The organism is Metabacillus litoralis, from assembly GCF_020524045.1.
Classification (GTDB): Bacteria; Bacillota; Bacilli; order Bacillales; family Bacillaceae; genus Metabacillus; species Metabacillus litoralis_C.
This window is the reverse complement of record NZ_JAIVKL010000008.1, coordinates 63,051-81,619: the sequence shown is the minus strand read 5'-3', so window position 1 is coordinate 81,619 and position 18,569 is coordinate 63,051. Positions and strand designations below refer to the sequence as shown.

Sequence of the window (18,569 nt, the reverse complement as noted above, 5' to 3'; positions counted from 1 at the left end):
CCCAATCTGCACTTACATAAAAAGGACCTACTCTAGTAAGTCCACATAAATTCCATCATATTACGAACTTTCCACATAAGACACAAACTTATAATAAAGTGTGACATCCTGTTTTCTCATATCATTCACATAATCGGTGTAGGTGTTAGTCATACTCGTTATTGAGTCTTCACAGTAATCTAAAATGAGGTTATGATTGCGGTGTTGATCGATGATTTCTTGATTGATGGCTTCTACCAGTTCTCCGTTTTCGTTTTCCATTTCTTTTTTCATGAAAGTGGTAAAATCAGTCCCTAGGTCTCGTATTTCTTGTAATGCGTTTTTTAGTGGAGTGGCTTTGTAGCTTAATTCCTTTGAATCTGCAAAATGATGTTTTATTGTAAAAGAACCCATAATTAGTCACCTCCCATAGTGATAATCAAACATATTTGAAATTTTTTCCTCTTCTGAAAATAAATCTTCAATTGAATCTCTAATTTTTTTCACAAGCCATTTCTCTTTTTCAATTTCACTTTGTATGGTCTGAATCATTTGTGAGAACGATTGGTGGTATGATGCTGGCAATGGTGGAAGGTGTTCATTCACATTGATATTCGTCAGTTTATAATACCCACCAACTGGATACCATAGTGATTGTGATAAAAGATAAGAATATTGAGTTGGATTCGATTCCATAGTATGAATCTTTGACATGATTTTATTCTTTCTGTCCTGGTAATCATCAACATAGTCACTGTCAAACAAAGCTTTCAATCTATTCACATTGCTTTCTTTTTCCTGAGAAATTGCTAGACCTTTTTGATAAATACGAACTGATGAGGATATATTTACTTTTATTTCTCCCTTGCCAACAGGTGACATGTACATATCATTGTGAACATAGCTAATATTTTTATCCTTTGCAAGTGCGTTGATCACAGCATCAAGTCCATGTGCATGCGCACTTACACTGAAATTTTCAATAAAACTAGTATCTATAGCCTTTAACCCTTCATATGCTTCTTTTATATCACTTACCTCATTCTTGATTGTTTGAAAGGCAGCTATGAACTCGGCAATTCCCTTAATTTGTTCTTCTGGATTCATTGTATTTAAAGTTAGTGAAAGAGATAGATTTAGTGATGGATCTACTAATTTATCAATAGTTGTTTGGATTTCTACTAAACTTGTTTCAATTTCTTTTATATTAGAAATGATCTTATCTTTTTCAACCTGACTTATAAAATCAACATCAACTAAAGCTTGGAGTATCGGATCAAGGTTTTTATATAAAACTTTCACAGCTTTAATAAGCTCCGGTATTTTATTAGCCATTGCTATAATTGTTGGAACTGCTTCAACTATTAGTACTGTTAAGTTTGCGATAGTCTGAGAATAACCTGTCACCAGCTCTTTTTGAAAATTCAAGTTCGCGCCAAATAAATCAAATGGAAGTGATATTGTTTCCTTTGCAAAAGACCAAATTGAATCAGCATCCTTCAATTCTGCAAATGGTTTCTCAAAGCCATCAACCGATTCTTCAATACTTTTAACGGTTTCAGAAAACTCATCCCATTTTGAAAGAGCCGAATCAAGAACAGCCGGATTAAAACCAGTAAAATTTTTCATAAAACCATCAAATCCATCTTCATTATAGGCTGTAGAAAAATTCGAAAGAAACATTTGTATTGTACGCAAATCTTGATCAGGGATTTTATCCACTAACTCGCGAATGCCTGCATAACGAGGATCTGTGTCAAGAAAGCCATCACGGCCACCTATTTCAAGGAACCCTCTGACACTACTAGCTCCGTACAGCATATCTTCTTCAGAAGTAAGATGGTGTATTGTTGTTTCATCGATTTTATTTTTGTAGTATTCTTCGGTGAAGGTTTTGAGTTCGTCTGGTGGGATTTTGTAGATGTCTTGGTCTGTCTTTAATTGGAACTCACTCTTAACCAATACTTTAAACTCACTATCAATTACTGCAAGTTGATATGCCGTAGGAGCTGCATCATTTATAGCGTAAACATTTTTAAATCTTAAATTACCTTCATAGTCTGGCATCATTTGCAAAATTGTTATATTATTGCCACCTAGAGAATGACCATATCCATATTTAACTAAAGGCAATTTATCATTTTTTTCTTGAATCATACTACTTACTTCATCATCGAACCTTTTTGCATCTTGGTATTGATTATCCGTTCCACCAACATATATTCCAATTAAATTATAAGTCCAATCAATTGGTCTCCAAGTGTCCTTTTCTCCTAACTCACTTCCCCTAGTTATTGTAATTGCCTGATTGATTTTTTGGTCTTCACTTTGGAAATGAATAACTGTTCCATCGAAACCACTATCTATTTTAGTTTCCCTTCGTTCTTCGAGGATGTCATCAGAACGATATACAGAAATATCAGTAGGTAACTTCTTTCCAGATTCCTCAAAATAAATACGTCTTATTTCACCTTCAATTTCCCTTTCTGAAAGATTTTCATACTCAAGATCCATAATTCTTGCTCTGAGAACATCAGTATTTAGTAGTTCTTTATTACACATTTTGGTACCTCTATTCATCTTTATTGAATGTTACTGATTTCATATAATGTAAAGCCTTCTTTTCTTCCTTTTCAACTTCTATTTCACAATTAGATTCATCTATACATTGGGCAATATAGATATATTCTAATCCTTTCTGATTTCCTTTCGATACAATATAACCAAAATAGAAGTAAGCAGTTGAGAGTTTTAAAGGCAATTCTTTTTTCGCATAAAAAATACGAGTTTTTTCTGTTTCTATTTCTTTGTATTCCCCAAAGTAACCTACTCCACTACTTAATATATTTAGACTAGATTCGATACTACTTTCTCCATATGTTGAATAAGTTGTGCTAAATGAGAAATCATAATTTTCTTTTTCACTTCTATCATAAAATTGAATTTTTTCAAAACTATCTTTTGTTTTTTGATAAAACGGTGGGCCATCTGTTACAGCATTTTTAGGCCAAAGCATAGAATATCCACCTGTTTTTGATTTAAATACATAATAGCCTTCTTCCACTTCCTCAGGTGAATCTAACAAACTACGAGTAAAATCATCCTGAAACGCAGCTGTATTTGGTAATTCTTTTGAATCCACTTCTTTTTTCATACTACATCCTCCTGTAAAGATCAGAGTACATATAAGGGCATAAATAAACCATGAACGCATTCGTGTGACCCCTTTCGATTTCCTTTAACACTCCATTATTATCATATATTTCCATTCGATTACAACTTGATATTTGGTTTTTTATAAAGAGAGGAGTTATTTACTATGGTGGATATAGTTATTAAGTATTAGAGGTGTGTCCTTTTTACTAGAAGGATAATATTATTCTTGCTTTAAGAATTGAAGTATTCCGTAGTTGCTCATTATTTTACCTCTATTCATCTTTATTGAATTTTACTGTTTTCATATAATGTAAAGCCTTCTTTTCTTCTTTATTAATATCAATATTACAATTAGACGAAGAGCTATCTATACATTCTGCCGAAAATACATATTCTAATCCTTTCTGAGTTTCTTTCGAAGTAATATAACCAAAGAAGAAATGAGTTGTTGAACCTTCAAAAGAATCTTCAGATTTCGCATAGTATATACGAGTTTTTTCTGTTTCTATTTTTTCATATTCTCCATCGTAACCAACCGAATCACTTAAATTTCCAAGACTGGAATCAATTACACTTTCACCATAAGTAGAATATGTTGTACTAAAAGAGTATCTATAATTCTCATCTTCATTTCTTTCATAAAAAATAATTTTTTCAAAACTATCTTTTGTTTTTTGATAAAACGGTGGGCCATCTGTTACCGCATTTTTAGGCCAAAGCATAGAATATCCACCTGTTTTTGAGTTGAATAAATAATAGCCTTCTTCCACTTCCTGAGACGAATCTAATAAGCTCTTAGTAAAGTCATCCTGAAACGCAGCTGTGATTGGTAATTCCTTCTGATCCACTTCTTTTTTCATACTACATCCTCCTGTAAAGATCAGAGTACATATAAGGGCATAAATTAACCATAAACGCATTCGTGTGACCCCTTTCAATTTCCTTTAACACTCCATTATTCTTATATATTCAGTTGATTACAACGTGAAATTTAGTTTTCTATAAAGAGGGGAGTTATTTACAATGTTGGATATAGTTATTAAGTATTAGAGGTGTGTCCTTTTTACAAGAAGGATAATATTATTCTTCATTTAAATTTGAAGTATTCCGTAGTTGCTCATTATTTTACCTCTATTCATCTTTATTGAATTTTACTGTTTTCATATAATGTAATGCTTTTTCCTCTTCTTTTTTAATATTAATATCACAATTAGTCTTTGACTTATCAATACATTGGGCTGAATATACATATTCTAAACCTTTCTGACTTTCTTTCGATAGAATATAACCAAAATAAAGATAGGCGGTTGAATGTTCTAATGGTTCTTCAGACTTCGCATAGTATATACGAGTTTTTTCTGTTTCTATTTTTTCATATTCTCCATCATAACCAACTGATTCACTCAAGATGCCAAGACTGGAATCAATTATACTTTCACCGTAAGTTGAATATGTTGTACTAAAAGAGTATCTATAATTCTCCTCTTCTTTTCTGTCATAGAAAATAATCTTTTCAAAACTATCTTTTGTTTTTTGATAAAATGGCGGGCCATCTGTTACCGCATTTTTAGGCCAAAGCATAGAATATCCACCTGTTTCTGATTTATATAAATAATATCCATCTTCCACTTCCTCAGGTGAATCTAACAAACTACGAGTAAACTCATCCTGAAACGCGGCTGTATTTGGTAATTCCTCCCGATCCACTTCTTTTTTCATACTACATCCTCCTGTAAAGATCAGAGTACATACAAGGGCATAAATTAACCATGAACGCATTCGTGTGACCCCTTTCGATTTCCTTTAACACTCCATTATTATCATATATTTCCAGTCTGTTCCAACGTGAAATTTGGTTTTCTATAAAGAGAGGAGTAATTTACTATGGTGGATATAGTTATTAAGTATTAGGGGTGTATCCTTTTTACTAGAGAAAGAATGATGATTAAGATGATGAATTGAAGATGACCGATTTAAATAAATCAAATCCATGGTCTTATACGTATTGAATAATTTAACACAATCATTTGTTCTGTCCTCAAATCCTAATCAGAAGTTCCACCAACGTATTAAATAATAAAAGTCTATTTCAACTGTTGAATCGAATTTTTACCATCTAATTCATTTTAATCTGTTCCAGTAGTTCCATTAATGTTAATTTGATTCTGTTTTAAAACTTCTCCTAAATTATCAGCTTGTTTATTCTCATCAGGTTGGGTCATTCCAGATTTCTTTTCAAAATAAACAGCAATACCACCAATAATAACAACAGGAAGTAAAAAATATAACCAAATCATAATAATACCTCCTTCAATAAGGTTTTTATACATTATTATTATAACATGCTTATGGAATTAATTTACAAAATACTCATTAAAATCAACCAGTGCATTTACAGTTAAAAAAGAACCTTTTTTTGAGTTACGACATTATTTTCTTTTTCCACAAAATTGCTTCGTTAGCCTGAAGCACTACTTTTATTGAAGAATCGCAACCTAAGCTTAATAAAAATTTCTTTATTTGTTAATTATAAGACAAACCCGAAATGGAGGATTATTATGAGAAAAAGTCTTTTAATATTGATTGCCTGCTTAACCCTTTTCTCTTACTCACCCGTTAAAGCCGAAACCGAAACCAAAAATGAAATACAGTTACGTGATGACCTTATTTTCACTTTGCTTTATCCCTCAATTCAACAGGAATTGAAAAAGCAATATGGCGACATCAAACAAATAGATTGTGCTAAAATAATTCAAATTAATAAGCTGAGACAAGGCAATTACCTATTTAATGTCACCGTCCAGGCAAGGACTTTTGAAGGTGCTCATAATCCCCCATATGATTTAGTTACTATTACTTTTAGTAATGAAAAGACATTAGAGTGGTATCCAATTGATTTTATAAGCAAAAGGTTAAAGCCAACCGAAATAAATATATGCAGGCATCCTATGTAAAAAGGATGTTTTTTCTTCGTTATTTATTCAACTACAATAACGCTCATTCAATTATGGAAGAATAAACAAATCCAAGTATAAACAGTAGAATGACCTATATCATTTTTTTCGCAGCTTATATATTCATTTTGCACCAATTCTCTTCCGATTAAGGCTTTACTAAATCATACACTCTTTAAGTGATTCATCTAAATTTTGCTGTCCTAAGCAAGTATTTCTATCTAGTATCTATCTTTTCTACTCGCTTACTTTTATCATGTTTATTTTATAATAGTTAGAGATCTTTAAACTTTGAAGTTTCAATGCTTTTCAGCCATTGAAACTTTGGTTATAATAAAGTATAGAAAACATAAACTAAAAAAAGACTGTTCGGTGCTCGAACACCAAACAGTCATACAATAGCTAGGTTCCCATCAAGGGGATCAGCGCTGTTGGTAAATAACTCACCCTATTTCGCTGGTAGGCTCAAGGGTGGGTTATTTTTTGTCTCTAAAAGATATAATTGACAACACCAAACTTGCAAATGCGATCATAAGCATTAGTGTTTGAAAAATTGTCAACATAAGCATCACCCCCTTCCTTACGGGGTAACGCTGACCACCCTTGAGTTTACCTAACTAGTGCCATTCTATTATATCACTAAAATAGAACTCTTGTTCTATTAAGTTTCTCTATGCAATTTTCGATGCTAAGAAAAAACATTATGAAGGAAACTACTCCATCTTTTGAAATTCGAACTTCAAGTTTGTTTTGTATAGTGATTGGTTTGTCTTCCAAATGTTTATAAACAGATGTTAAAAAATGATATCGCTGATTGGATGAACCTACCAATGGACGATTTAAATCTAATATATCTTTCTTAAATAGACCGACAATTAAAAAATCGGTAGCAAAGCAGACTTTCCTTTAACGAACAGAAACAAGCGCTAGTCCTAGGACCAGCGCTTGTATAGAGATATAATAGGTTATTTTTCTCCTATTTCGTTAATGGAATTTTCAACTCTTCTCCAATTTCAAGCACCACATTTGAACGATCCTTCACTGGTGCAAAGATCATGAGAAATTTTCCAAGCTCGCTGTCTACTTCTCCCTTACTAAAGTTTGGATCGATTTTTTTACTTGATTCACGTAAGAACACTCCTGATTTTCCTTCCGCAACCGTATACCCAGAGCCTGGATTAATTTTTCTTGCATTTAAAAATTGAAGTTCGAGTTTACTCTTCGTTTGAAACTTTTCACCAAATTCATCAATATAGATCATGTCACTACCAGAAATAACTAATCTTGTTTCTAGTTCTGAATACTCGACCTGCTCAATTTTGTATGTTTCGTTATCGTACGAAAATTCTTTATTTAACACTACTGTTTCCATATTTGAAATATAAGATTTATCAAGTGTAAAAGACACTGGCCAAACGGTTTCTAACTTATCTTTTCCGGTATCACTCCAAATGGTGATGTTTTCAATTTCTAAAGAAATCTCTTGGTTTTCGTATTCCTTTATCGAATCAACCGATAACGCTGTACTCACTTTGTTTTCTTTTTTATCATAGTGTCTGCTTCCCCATCCGATATTATCTAGTTCTTTTCTTTCACCATTTGCTGTAACGACATACATTTTACTGTCACCTTCGAAAAGGTCAATCGCGTAGTTTTTTAAATTTGTTGTTTCACTTTCAAAGGTAACTAAAAGCTTTGTTTCTGAGCTATCTGTTATAACATTTTCAAAATGAACAGTAATATCATTTTTTTCATCAAAGTATGTTTGAGAAAGAGCTTGACCATGTCCATCTTTTAGAACAGCTTTTAAACCAGGATCATCGATTTTTTCACTTTCAAAAATTTTATCATACGCCTCTTTTACAGCCGCTCCTACAGGGGAAAAAGAAAGTCCTACTATTGCTATGATGCAAGCTGCTGCAGTTAGTGATCGTTTTATGATGCTGGTTTTATTACTTATTTTCTCTTGCTTTGCTTTTTTTACACCGAGCCTTGATCGTTCATGTAACTCTCTCGGAATGTTGATTTTCTCTATCTCACTCTTGATATTACTCATAAAAGTCAGCCTCCTTGAATTCATTTCGAAGTTTAGCAAGCGCACGATATAGCACCGATTTCACCGAACCTAGTGGCATGTCAACAAGCTCTGCTATTTCGGAAAATGAATATCCTTGATAGTACTTAAGCATAACAATACTTCTTTCATGCTCATTCAACTGATCTAGTAAGTCTTTTAATGTAATCGATAGAGGGATATCTTCTTCTTCTGATCCAAACATGTCTCGATACTCTTGTTTTAAATGAACGACTTTTTTATTCTTTCGAATGAGGTCCAATGAACAAGTGATCGCAATTCTAATTAACCATGTTTTAACATACTCTGGATTTTTTAAGGTGTTGATTTTTTTAAACGATCTGTAGGCCACTTCCTGAACAACATCCAATGCATCGCTTTCATTCTTTACATAAACATAGGCCATTCGATAAATATCTTCTTCATACTGCTGAAAAAGCTTTAAAAATGCTTTATCATTACCCTTTTGGGCCTTGTGAACTAACTTTATCATCACATTTTAGCCTCTTTCCTTTTATTTCGTATATCTATTAGACAAATTAAATTGTGATTTGGCTTAACTATTCATAAAAAAATTTTAAACTTGCAAATAGGGTTAAGCGTGAATTTGTATAACGGAGTAAAATAAAAAAGAAGCTTGCTTTATAATGAAACAAGCTTCTGAATCTTTAAGTTAGGTTACTTTCAAAAAATTCCTTATGTTCTTAATACTGTTACTAGATCTCTTGTATTCATTTTTTCTAGAACCTAGGAAGTCATACATTTGGCTTAATTACAATAGGTTGATAAATTTTAAAATCATTTTTTTATTAAATTAATACTTTTCGCGTAATTTAACACGATAATGTCTCATTGATTTAGGAATTCCCTTTAACTCAAGCATCCCATTATATATTAAATGACGTATTCTATACTCTAAATAGTAAGGATTTATCAAACTGTTACTGTTTGATAAGACCTCCCCAATCACCATACCTACCTTGATAAAGTCTTTTTCCCCCTCTTTATTATGCAGCTTTGCAATAGTTTGAATAATAAGTGGATCATAGTAATTTTTATTGACTCCAATTATTTCTTGGTTCATCCATATATGTAAGACATCCTTTGTATGTGATAAGGATTTCCATTCGTTTTTATACCGAATTCGTTCTTGTTCAGATAAAGGGTGCTTGTCTTGGTGTTTTTCAAATAGGCGTCTTATATCATCCGGTTCGATTTGGCTTGTATGAGTTATCTCATGACAATTAACGTTAGAGATTACATACTTTTCATAAAGTGCAGTGGTGTTCATCAGAAAAATATCATTTGTTTTGTTACGTAATAGATAGAGTAGAAACCGCATTCCAATTTGTTCATCTATATTCTCGCCATACCATATGTAGATAGGAATTTGATGAGGAAGATCTGTTATTTCACGTAATGTATTGATAAATTTATTCTCATACTCAAATTCATCTTGTTCATCATTGATATGTTCATATAACCATTGATTACGATATGTTTGTCCTAATTCTTCATCCAACTTCCACAATGGGCCTATTGAAAGTGAGTCTGGTAAACCAATCACAATCTTAGGTCTTTCAATTCCTACTCGTAAAGAACCTGCTGCTGAATCTGAAGAAACGATATGTATAGCACTTGAAATGTAATCTGTCTCATTTGAAGATGAAGCATTTGTAAGTAATTTGCGGTTTTTTTGTATATATTCATTAATTTCTCTAACGATCTTGATCAGATATTCTTGGTTAATAAAATATCCTTTCCCTTCAAGTGGTTGGTTTTCATCATGGTTAAACATATCAAATTCATCCAGATCATTTAATTCATATGTTTGCCACGCTTCACTTTCAGTCATATCAGATACGGTTAAGTATTCCTGCGTTTCCATTTTATAAACGAGAACTACATTAGGTTCCATAAAGAAATAGATAAATGGATTATTAACTTTAGTTCTAATGTCGTACAACTCCTTTTAATTTGACATCTATAATTGTTATTCAGCAAATTTTTTTACTTATTTCGTCTAACAATTATCATTAGTCAAAAAACTCTTTACTATTGTTGATCAACACTTCTGTTAATTTAACAATCCTAGCTCTCTCCATTTGTCGAAATACTTTTGATAACCCATTTCCTCTGAGGTCATAGTGTATTCCACATCTTCCAGCTTAAACGTATGAAGTCCAGATAAGGCTTTATAGCTTGGATTCTCTACTATATCTTCAAAAAGCTTTTCAAATGTATTCACATCCACCGAATGTGTTGTTCCATTTTCGTAAGTTTCAAGAAGAATGAAATCTATAGTTTCCTGATTACTTTCTTCCTTATACATGAAACCAGCTTTATTTAAAGACATATATAATTGATTCATACCCAATTTGTCTTCTCCCCTCTTGAAATTAAATGGCTAATTATACTAGCCTAAACAGTCAGTGAAAAAGCAAATCTTCTTATTGTACGTTCTCACACGTCTGTTCAAGTGAAAAATTTATTAACACTTATTACATTAATTGCAACCTGTTAATCTAAAAGGATTTGTACAGAAAAAAATAAAGTGAACATGACCATACAATAAATCACTTTAAGTTTGTTCGTTTTCCAAAGATTCACCAAATTCTTTAAAGAGAGTAAAAGTAAAAAAATTGCAGCTACATTAGAAATTATATAGTCATTAATGAACAAACCTGCAATAAAGATAAATAGACCTGATATGAATAAAAGTTCCAGTAACATGGATTTAGGATCATTTTTAAATTCATTTTTTATGACCCTATAATCTCTTATCAACAAATATATGATTCCAACAAGAAATACGAGAAAAAACAACTTAAACAACATTATCTTCACCCCTTAGTTGAAGAAACGATAAACATTCATATATATATACTATTTTAAATTAATGGATTGATCTTATTATTAAGATTGAATTAAAATAAATAGCATTTCTCTTCAATTTTAACATAAATATCCAGTGTTTTTATAATACAATATTTAACCATACAACTAGTATATGATTAAATCCTTTATACGAAAAAAATTACATAAGACTGTTAATTGTTTTGCTATGTTGCTTCTAATACGAAACTGTTTGGATATGGCTATGGCGAATATCATAAAACTCTATTACTATGAGCTATTGAGGAATTCTAAAAAGAGGATTTAATTGTTGTAAAAGTTAGGAGTTAAATGATGAATACATCAGTATCAATAATTTTTGAGCGAAAGCCTAATAAGTGGGGACTTAGAGGTGATCCATATTTATGGAACGAACTTCAAACCACTTTTGCTAGGATTCCATTACCCTGCTCAACATCACAATTTATACAACTTTTAAAAAAACATTTTCAAGAAGTGACAAATCATGAATTTAGCACGAAAATTGAAACTTTGTCGGTAGAAAAATATTCCCATGGAGGGATGTCAAGTGGTGTGATTAGCACATTGTTTTGGGAAAAAGAGGCTTTACCTCTTTTAATTAATCAATTACAATTTGCGAACGAGTATTATAACAAGTTGAAGATGAATGATTTTCTTTAAATTGTCCAAAAAAGTACCTACCCCAAAAAATTTTGGAGATAGGTACTCTGTCTATATTCCTGTTAACGATCAAACACTCTCTTGCTTCAATCCATCAATAATATTTTCTTTCTTAATTTTTTGAATAGAGTAAAACATCGCGGTTCCAACGATAATGAATATGATCACGATTGAGAAAGCTACACTCAGCCATGGCACAACAAAGCCGTATGCAAAGGTTTGTTTTAATCCTAAATACATGAAATACATGATCATAAAGCTAATTGGAAGTCCATAGGTTAATGACTTTATTCCATAAAAGATGCTTTCGTAATTAATCATTTTATTAAAGCCTTTTGGTGTCATACCTACTGAACGAAGCATTGCAAACTCACGTTTACGTAGCGAAATGCTTGTTGAAATGGTATTGAAGATATTGGCTATTGAAATTAACGATATCAACGTAATAAATCCGTATGTGAAGACTGATAACAAAAGGACCATTTGTTCTTGTTCTTGTCTTCTTTCATGTATATTAAACACATTCACATTAGATAAATTCATTTCATCCAATATTTTTTGAGTTCCCAACGGATCAGAGGAATTCATAAACAAAATGGGTTGCATTAGACTTTGTGTTTGTGTATTTGAACCAACAAGTCTATCTAAAGTTTCTTGTGGGACAATGATAATCATTCCACCTAAACTAGCTGACTGCACTCCCATTGGAGCATGATTCGTTAATGCAGCAATCTCAATACTATATAAGAACTCACGATCTTCCGTGTCTTCATAATTTATCGCATATAAATCTAGTTTTTGACCGATATCTGCATTAATTGTTTTTGTTTCAATAAATTTACCAGATTCAGCGTCTTCATATTTTATTTTTTCAATAATAATTGCACTGTTTTGTTTAGATTGTTCTAATCTCTCACTATCTGCGCCAATACTAGTTGCGTATTCTCGAAAACTATCTTTATCCATTCCATATATTGTTGTAAAATAAGGATATTTCCCATCAATAAGAGCTGAATCATCCTCTTTCACTAGTTCAAGGATTTCGTTTGAAGCCATATCTAAATCAATCAATGCATTGACAAGTACTTCATTAACCATGACCGATTTTGTTACATAATCAACTTTTGTAAGAGGTTCTAGCTCCTTTAAACCTTTTTCAGATCCATAGACTTGGATATCAGAGGTACTATCGCCTTGAGAAAGCTCCAGTGATTTCTTAATATTTTCTGTGAAAAATGATACAGCCAAAAAGAGGACAATGCTAATAACCAAAGAAAAAACGGTTGCTTGATATCTTCGCTTGTTTCTTTTTAAGTTTTTTAGACCTATTTCCGCTTCGATACCGAATAATTTGCGTACAAATCTTGACGTTTTCACTGCTTTACCTGTTAATTTTATATCCTGTGTTTGACGAAGAGCATCAATGGCTGACACCTTTGAAGCCTTTTTTGCTGGATAAAAAGTTGAGATAAAAATAGTGATCACGGAAACAACACATGCAACCATAATCGAACCAGGTGTGACAATTACCTGTAATTTTTCATCTATATTTAGTGCTCCCTGTAGATAAGAGTTAATAAAGGAAAAGGTAACAGCTATCCCACCAATCCCTGAAACCAAACCAATAGGTATACTTATAGCACCAATAATTACACCTTCAAAAAACACAGAATTTCGCTTTTGTTTTTTAGTAGCACCAACACTCGCAAGCATCCCTAAATGTCTTGAACGTTCTGACACACTAATCGCAAAGGCATTATAAATTAACGCAACTGAGCCTACAATTATAACAATCATAATAATTCCTAAAAGTGAGAATAATGTCACTCGTAAATTATCGTTTTTCGTTACTCCATAGTAACGAAGTAATTCGGTATTATACCCAATTGATTCTATGTTTTGTTTTTCAGCAAATTCTTTTGTCGATTCAAAAATTGAACCCTTCACTTTCTTTAACATAACAATTGCATTTGCTTTTTCAGTATTGCTTACTAAGCTTTTATCAATATAACTTATAATTGTGTAGCCAGGTGCCCACGAATTCTCCCATGTTGGACGTTTTATTGTACCAACAATTGTAAAGGTTTTTGTTGATGTTATTTTAAGTTCTTCCGCTACTCCATCCTCATTCTTAATCAACCCATCCGTTTGATCAAGTCTCGATTCTCCGCCGTTACCAATACGGTTCCCTATATCAAGTGTAAGTTGATCACCAATTTTATACTTTACACCTGCATTATTTTCAATTTCATCAGAAATGACAACTTCGTTTTCAGCTTTCGGTAAACGTCCTTCTGATACCTCAATGTGAAATTGTTCAAATGCTGTTGTGTTATATTCTTTTACAAATAAATAAGGCTTTCTTAAATTTTTAGAATTCGGTAAATTTGCATAACCCAAGTCTCTACTTAACATGAATTTTTCGGTTTCTTTATTACTTTCAATTGCTTCGATTTGCTCAGCATTCACGTTTTTATATTTAACATGCCATTCACCATTTTGTGCGATATCTTCGCGAATCATTAAGTTTAAAAAAGATACACCAAGAGTTGCAACGGCTGTGATCATCGCAACAGATATAATAACACCAATAATGGTGACAAGTGTTCGTCGTTTATTTTCCTTAAGATGCCGTATTGTTAATTTGTTGATTATGTTCATGAACGAATCACCTCATCCATGGCAATCCTTCCGTCTTCAATCGAAATCACGCGATCAGCTTGAAGGGCAATCCGTTCATCATGAGTAATCACAATTAATGTGTGGTTAAATGTTTTATTAAACATTTTTAGAAGTTCAAGTATTTCTTCACTGTTTTTACTATCTAAATTTCCAGTTGGTTCATCTGCTAACATAATAGCAGGATTACTGATTAAAGCACGTCCGATTGAAACCCGCTGTTGCTGACCACCTGAAAGCTGATTTGGTAAATGATTTAACCGTTTTTCTAAACCTAGCGTGTTTATAATGTTTTTCAATTGCTCAGGATCTACCTTGTGCTCATCAAGCAGCATGGGCAGGGTAATATTCTCTTCCACTGTTAAAATCGGAATTAAATTGTAGAACTGATAAATCAGACCGATTTGTCTTCTTCTGAAAATTGCTAGTTGTGTTTCATTTAGCTTGTAAATATCTGTATTATTGATTAATACCTTACCACTTGATGGTCGATCTACACCTCCAAGAAGATGAAGTAGAGTTGATTTCCCAGAACCTGATGGACCAATAATCGCCACAAATTCTCCTTTTTTCACAGAAAAAGATACATCATCAAGTGCTTTGACTGCTGTTTCACCTTTGCCATAAACTTTAGACAGATTTTCAATTTGTAAAATATTCATCGATATATTCCTCCATGTTTTTCATTCTACAGTTAGTATATCTGCCTAAAATGACATTAAAGTGACTAGCTAAGTGACATTTTAGTCACATTAAGATAGATAGTATGGAAGCAGATCGTCCTCCTACTAAATTACTTGTTTATAAAACTTAATGATAAACTCAGTTCCTTCTCCATGTATACTCTTCACTTCAATATCACCTTGCTGACTTTTGATCATACCATAAGCCATTGCTAGTCCAATTCCGACACTATCTTCACCTGCATTTTTTCCTTTGTAGAACCGTTTAAATATATAAGGTAGATCTTCCTTTGATATTCCTTCGCCATTATCTGAAACGATCAATTCGGTAAATAACGCATTTTCTGAAAACGAAATAGAGATCGTGCCACCATCTTTTGTATGCTCTACACAGTTTTTCAATATATTTATAATCGCTTCAGCTGTCCAGTTAAAATCACCAATAAAAGATACTTCATTTTTCCCACTCACTTTAAGAACCTGCTGCTTAATATCCATAGGAACTAACACAGGTTGAATCGCACGCTCTATTAATTCGCAAACATAAACATGATCTTTTTTAAAAGCGACCGTTCCAGCGTCAATTTTTGAGAGCTTTAATAAAGAAGTGACGAGCCAATCAATTCGTTCTAACTGTACTCGAATATTGTTCGTAAATTCCTGTCGTTTCATTTCATCAAGCTGCACGTCGCCTAAAAGATCAGCCATCACCATCATCGAAGTTAATGGTGTTTTCAATTGATGAGAAATATCTGAAATGGCATTCGTTAGCTTTACTTTATCTTCTTGTAATAAAGAGTGATGCTCTGATAGCATTAATGTCACCTTGTAGATATCACTTTTTAAAATACTAAGTTCACCTTCATAATTATCCCTGAGATCTAAGCTATAATCACCGTTTGAAATTCGACGTAAATAGCTCGACAACTTCTCGATTTCTTGGTATCTCCATTTTGTGAAAATGAGAAAACTACAAATGAGTATAAATGATGTTAATAAAACAACAACCGTGGCTTCCCTTGAAAGAAAGAAAAAAGAAGACATTGCTGCTAAAAATGTAATGACTAGTAAACTCAGAAGAAAAACCTGGATTTCTTTGTTTCGAAACAATCTACTCACCAACCTTATAGCCCATGCCACGTACAGTTTTAATTAATGATGGACTTTGAGGATCGTCCTCTAGCTTTTCACGTAATCTTTTTATGTAAACTGTCAATGTATTATCATTCACAAAATCACCTGCTACATCCCATATTCGATCTAACAATTGTGTTCTTGTAAGGATTTGTCCTACATGATTAGCAAAAATCAATAAAAGCCGATACTCTAACGCAGTGAGTAGCATTTCCTCGCCATTTTTGTACACTTTACCTTCTAATGTATTGATACGAATATTTTGGATTTCAATGATATTTTTCACTTGTGTAGTTGGTTGTTTATGATAACGGCGTAGCACAGACTTGATTCTCGAAAGTAGCTCACGAACACGAAACGGCTTCGTAATATAATCATCCGCTCCCATATCAAGCCCCATCACCACATTCACTTCATCATCCAAAGCCGTTAAAAAAATAACAGGTTTATCTGAAGTTTTCTTCACCAACTCACATAGTTCATAGCCACTTCCATCTGGTAAAGACAAATCGAACAAACATAAATCTAATTCATTTAATTGCAGGTTGATAACCTTCTTTGCTTCTTCCACATTGTAGCAAACAATCGTTTCATACTCTTCCTGCTTTAATGAATAGTCAAGTCCCATTGCAATCGTCTTATCATCTTCGACAAGTAATATTTTCATCTATAGCACCTTATTATTGGTTTTTTTCAGTCTCTTTCCATTATAGTATCAGAGTTTAATAATTGAAAAGAATGAAATAGTGTTTGGGAGATTCATTATTAGCTATTGGCAAAAAATATAAAGTCTACTTCGATAGTGAAAAAGCGACTGTTCCTGTAGAACACTGGCTTTCGTTACTTTTAGGTACATTTTTTTCACAAAGTCAGTACAAACAGACATCGTTTTACTGCACAGTATCCTAGTACTGTGCAGTAAAAAATATGGTATTTTCCGTCTTTCTATCGTTTATGCGAATTCCAATTTTTTCTTTGTCAAGCTGTAAGTACTTACAAAAATGTTATTCTTTGGACCCTCTCTTAATTGTATTATTCTTGATAAAATCGTAATTCTTATAGTATCCATCTTTAAAAAGCAATAAGTGGAGTAATCTAATGAAGCTTTATATTTAAAAACGTAGGTGCAACAAGTCTTTATATCAAAATTGAGCCTTGTTTATTCACTGTTTAGTTATTTAATTTTGAATTGTCCTTAGTATAAACTACTGCATCAGAGATAACCTATCTTTATGGAGGTGCAAAACATTGGGTAAAAAATTTGAAAAAAACCTTATCAAATCACTATATTTCTTTGGTATTAGTTCTTTTGTGTACATTATTAAAAAACCACTTGCAAAGGACTGGCTCCTTGTTTTCTTTATTAAAAGTTATTATGCATCATTGGTCGATCAACTTGTTGTAAAAAGAGGGTTTGTTCAATACCCCACTCGATTACTAAAACAAGTTAAGACAAGCTTGTTATTTGATTACATACTATTTCCAATTATATGTGTCTTTTATAATCAATTAACTAAGGATTCTCGCATCATTCAATGCCTTTTAAAAGTTCTGTACTTCAGCATACCGATGACTATTACTGAGTTATGGTTAGAAAAAAATACACGACTTGTTAAATATAAAAATGGATGGAATTGGAAAACTACATTTTATTCTCTCTCATTTTCATTTTTATTAGTTAGATTTACAATGTCTGTGATAAGACGTATTTTCAATAATGATTATGATATGTCTTAATTAGAGATTCTTTATTAAACAATATGAATCAAAAGATATTAGGAATTTCTGGTTATCAGTATCTAATCAAATACTTTTTTTATGCTGCTCTCGCTTTCGCTCATGAGTAATCTTTGCATATCTAAGTGTCGTTTCTGTTGATCTATGTCCTAAATACTCTTGAGTTAAACCGGTAAAAATCTGCCGGATATAAAAGTTGGTCGTGTTGTGCATGTTCTTTGCGTTTAGACAGATTTCTTGAAAATATCCATGCATGCGATGACCTTTTTGGACCCAAATGTGCATTGTTTTGTAGTTTACCATTTGATTCTCAAACCCAAACGCTAGTTCGCATAAGGGTATATTACCATAATTGTTATAACCATCCCAGTAGGAAAACTCAAAACCGCCAATTCACCTCCCACCTAAAATTTTAACGAATTTTTGAGGAAGGAGTCCTCTTGGCTAGAATGATAGATTAGAGATGAAGCTATAGCCCGTTAAGCTAGGAAAAAAACCTTCTTAGCTTGTTGACCACTATGAAAATCTAAGAATGGGTGGGTATTTCCTTTAGTTGAAATCTAGTGCAACCACACAATAGCAAAGAGTCCAAAAATAACTGAAATTTGATAAACCTCTATAGCCCCTAGTAAAGGC

General features: G+C 32.5%; 18 protein-coding genes and 1 pseudogene. 3 read left to right on the top strand and 16 right to left on the bottom strand.

Annotated elements, in window-relative coordinates; all coding sequences use genetic code 11:
• Positions 1-60 precede the first annotated feature (60 nt).
• From LC076_RS13840 to LC076_RS13815, 6 genes are all read right to left on the bottom strand, one after another.
• The gene (locus tag LC076_RS13840; protein WP_226669692.1) at positions 61-393 is read right to left on the bottom strand and encodes a hypothetical protein; all 333 of its coding nucleotides are present in this window, start codon (positions 391-393) and stop codon (positions 61-63) included.
• Positions 394-399: 6 nt separating this feature from the next.
• Positions 400-2,541 (bottom strand): DUF6792 domain-containing protein, encoded by a 2,142-nt coding sequence (locus LC076_RS13835; protein WP_226669691.1) that lies wholly within the window; start codon positions 2,539-2,541, stop codon positions 400-402.
• 10 nt (positions 2,542-2,551) lie between these two features.
• Positions 2,552-3,133 (bottom strand): hypothetical protein, encoded by a 582-nt coding sequence (locus LC076_RS13830; RefSeq protein WP_226669690.1) that lies wholly within the window; start codon positions 3,131-3,133, stop codon positions 2,552-2,554.
• Positions 3,134-3,407: 274 nt separating this feature from the next.
• Positions 3,408-3,995 carry a hypothetical protein gene (locus tag LC076_RS13825; protein ID WP_226669689.1) on the bottom strand — a complete coding sequence of 196 codons (588 nt, stop codon included), beginning with the start codon at positions 3,993-3,995 and terminating at the stop codon, positions 3,408-3,410.
• Between the two features lie 271 nt (positions 3,996-4,266).
• On the bottom strand, positions 4,267-4,854 hold the full coding sequence (locus tag LC076_RS13820) for a hypothetical protein (protein WP_226669688.1): 588 nt from the start codon (positions 4,852-4,854) through the stop codon (positions 4,267-4,269).
• Positions 4,855-5,261: 407 nt separating this feature from the next.
• Positions 5,262-5,432, bottom strand: coding sequence for a hypothetical protein (locus LC076_RS13815; RefSeq protein ID WP_226669687.1), 171 nt, complete (start codon positions 5,430-5,432; stop codon positions 5,262-5,264).
• 261 nt (positions 5,433-5,693) lie between these two features.
• Here LC076_RS13815 and LC076_RS13810 point away from each other — a divergent pair, with 261 nt between their 5' ends.
• On the top strand, positions 5,694-6,089 hold the full coding sequence (locus LC076_RS13810) for a DUF3888 domain-containing protein (RefSeq protein ID WP_226669686.1): 396 nt from the start codon (positions 5,694-5,696) through the stop codon (positions 6,087-6,089).
• 476 nt (positions 6,090-6,565) lie between these two features.
• Here the strand turns inward: LC076_RS13810 and LC076_RS13805 are convergent, their stop codons facing one another.
• From LC076_RS13805 to LC076_RS13785, 5 genes are all read right to left on the bottom strand, one after another.
• On the bottom strand, positions 6,566-6,652 hold the full coding sequence (locus LC076_RS13805) for a putative holin-like toxin (RefSeq protein ID WP_226669851.1): 87 nt from the start codon (positions 6,650-6,652) through the stop codon (positions 6,566-6,568).
• Positions 6,653-7,065: 413 nt separating this feature from the next.
• Entirely contained in the window at positions 7,066-8,145 is a 1,080-nt protein-coding gene (locus LC076_RS13800) for a DUF4179 domain-containing protein (protein WP_226669685.1), read from the bottom strand.
• Positions 8,138-8,656: a sigma-70 family RNA polymerase sigma factor gene (locus tag LC076_RS13795; RefSeq protein ID WP_226669850.1), complete on the bottom strand. Its 519-nt coding sequence runs from the start codon at positions 8,654-8,656 to the stop codon at positions 8,138-8,140. Before LC076_RS13795 ends, LC076_RS13800 begins: the two co-directional genes overlap by 8 nt.
• A gap of 321 nt (positions 8,657-8,977) precedes the next feature.
• The gene (locus LC076_RS13790; RefSeq protein WP_226669684.1) at positions 8,978-10,129 is read right to left on the bottom strand and encodes a DUF1835 domain-containing protein; all 1,152 of its coding nucleotides are present in this window, start codon (positions 10,127-10,129) and stop codon (positions 8,978-8,980) included.
• Positions 10,130-10,240: 111 nt separating this feature from the next.
• Positions 10,241-10,534 carry a hypothetical protein gene (locus tag LC076_RS13785; RefSeq protein WP_226669849.1) on the bottom strand — a complete coding sequence of 98 codons (294 nt, stop codon included), beginning with the start codon at positions 10,532-10,534 and terminating at the stop codon, positions 10,241-10,243.
• A gap of 818 nt (positions 10,535-11,352) precedes the next feature.
• On the opposite strand from LC076_RS13785, the gene LC076_RS13780 reads away from it, so the two are divergent.
• A complete protein-coding gene (locus tag LC076_RS13780; protein WP_226669683.1) occupies positions 11,353-11,700 on the top strand; it encodes a hypothetical protein in 348 nt (115 codons plus the stop codon).
• A gap of 69 nt (positions 11,701-11,769) precedes the next feature.
• Here the strand turns inward: LC076_RS13780 and LC076_RS13775 are convergent, their stop codons facing one another.
• The 4 genes from LC076_RS13775 to LC076_RS13760 all read right to left on the bottom strand — a co-directional run bounded on the left by LC076_RS13775 (position 11,770) and on the right by LC076_RS13760 (position 16,863).
• A complete protein-coding gene (locus LC076_RS13775) occupies positions 11,770-14,361 on the bottom strand; it encodes an ABC transporter permease (RefSeq protein WP_226669682.1) in 2,592 nt (863 codons plus the stop codon).
• Positions 14,358-15,041 (bottom strand): ABC transporter ATP-binding protein, encoded by a 684-nt coding sequence (locus tag LC076_RS13770; RefSeq protein ID WP_226669681.1) that lies wholly within the window; start codon positions 15,039-15,041, stop codon positions 14,358-14,360. Before LC076_RS13770 ends, LC076_RS13775 begins: the two co-directional genes overlap by 4 nt.
• A 126-nt stretch (positions 15,042-15,167) precedes the next feature.
• Positions 15,168-16,172 carry a sensor histidine kinase gene (locus LC076_RS13765; protein WP_226669680.1) on the bottom strand — a complete coding sequence of 335 codons (1,005 nt, stop codon included), beginning with the start codon at positions 16,170-16,172 and terminating at the stop codon, positions 15,168-15,170.
• 1 nt (position 16,173) lies between these two features.
• Entirely contained in the window at positions 16,174-16,863 is a 690-nt protein-coding gene (locus LC076_RS13760) for a response regulator transcription factor (protein ID WP_226669679.1), read from the bottom strand.
• A 581-nt stretch (positions 16,864-17,444) separates the two neighbouring features.
• On the opposite strand from LC076_RS13760, the gene LC076_RS13755 reads away from it, so the two are divergent.
• On the top strand, positions 17,445-17,933 hold the full coding sequence (locus tag LC076_RS13755; RefSeq protein ID WP_226669678.1) for a CBO0543 family protein: 489 nt from the start codon (positions 17,445-17,447) through the stop codon (positions 17,931-17,933).
• 156 nt (positions 17,934-18,089) lie between these two features.
• Here the strand turns inward: LC076_RS13755 and LC076_RS24385 are convergent.
• A pseudogene (locus LC076_RS24385) lies at positions 18,090-18,236 on the bottom strand (RNA-guided endonuclease TnpB family protein); the annotation flags it as partial.
• Positions 18,237-18,569 lie beyond the last annotated feature (333 nt).

Excerpts from the sequence above, each read along its gene's own strand:
- LC076_RS13840 (WP_226669692.1), bottom strand. The coding sequence starts at position 393 with ATGGGTTCTTTTACAATAAAACATCATTTTGCAGATTCAAAGGAATTA.
- LC076_RS13835 (WP_226669691.1), bottom strand. The coding sequence starts at position 2,541 with ATGTGTAATAAAGAACTACTAAATACTGATGTTCTCAGAGCAAGAATT.
- LC076_RS13830 (WP_226669690.1), bottom strand. The coding sequence starts at position 3,133 with ATGAAAAAAGAAGTGGATTCAAAAGAATTACCAAATACAGCTGCGTTT.
- LC076_RS13825 (WP_226669689.1), bottom strand. The coding sequence starts at position 3,995 with ATGAAAAAAGAAGTGGATCAGAAGGAATTACCAATCACAGCTGCGTTT.
- LC076_RS13820 (WP_226669688.1), bottom strand. The coding sequence starts at position 4,854 with ATGAAAAAAGAAGTGGATCGGGAGGAATTACCAAATACAGCCGCGTTT.
- LC076_RS13815 (WP_226669687.1), bottom strand. The coding sequence starts at position 5,432 with ATGATTTGGTTATATTTTTTACTTCCTGTTGTTATTATTGGTGGTATT.
- LC076_RS13810 (WP_226669686.1), top strand. The coding sequence starts at position 5,694 with ATGAGAAAAAGTCTTTTAATATTGATTGCCTGCTTAACCCTTTTCTCT.
- LC076_RS13805 (WP_226669851.1), bottom strand. The coding sequence starts at position 6,652 with ATGTTGACAATTTTTCAAACACTAATGCTTATGATCGCATTTGCAAGT.
- LC076_RS13800 (WP_226669685.1), bottom strand. The coding sequence starts at position 8,145 with ATGAGTAATATCAAGAGTGAGATAGAGAAAATCAACATTCCGAGAGAG.
- LC076_RS13795 (WP_226669850.1), bottom strand. The coding sequence starts at position 8,656 with ATGATAAAGTTAGTTCACAAGGCCCAAAAGGGTAATGATAAAGCATTT.
- LC076_RS13785 (WP_226669849.1), bottom strand. The coding sequence starts at position 10,534 with ATGAATCAATTATATATGTCTTTAAATAAAGCTGGTTTCATGTATAAG.
- LC076_RS13780 (WP_226669683.1), top strand. The coding sequence starts at position 11,353 with ATGAATACATCAGTATCAATAATTTTTGAGCGAAAGCCTAATAAGTGG.
- LC076_RS13775 (WP_226669682.1), bottom strand. The coding sequence starts at position 14,361 with ATGAACATAATCAACAAATTAACAATACGGCATCTTAAGGAAAATAAA.
- LC076_RS13770 (WP_226669681.1), bottom strand. The coding sequence starts at position 15,041 with ATGAATATTTTACAAATTGAAAATCTGTCTAAAGTTTATGGCAAAGGT.
- LC076_RS13760 (WP_226669679.1), bottom strand. The coding sequence starts at position 16,863 with ATGAAAATATTACTTGTCGAAGATGATAAGACGATTGCAATGGGACTT.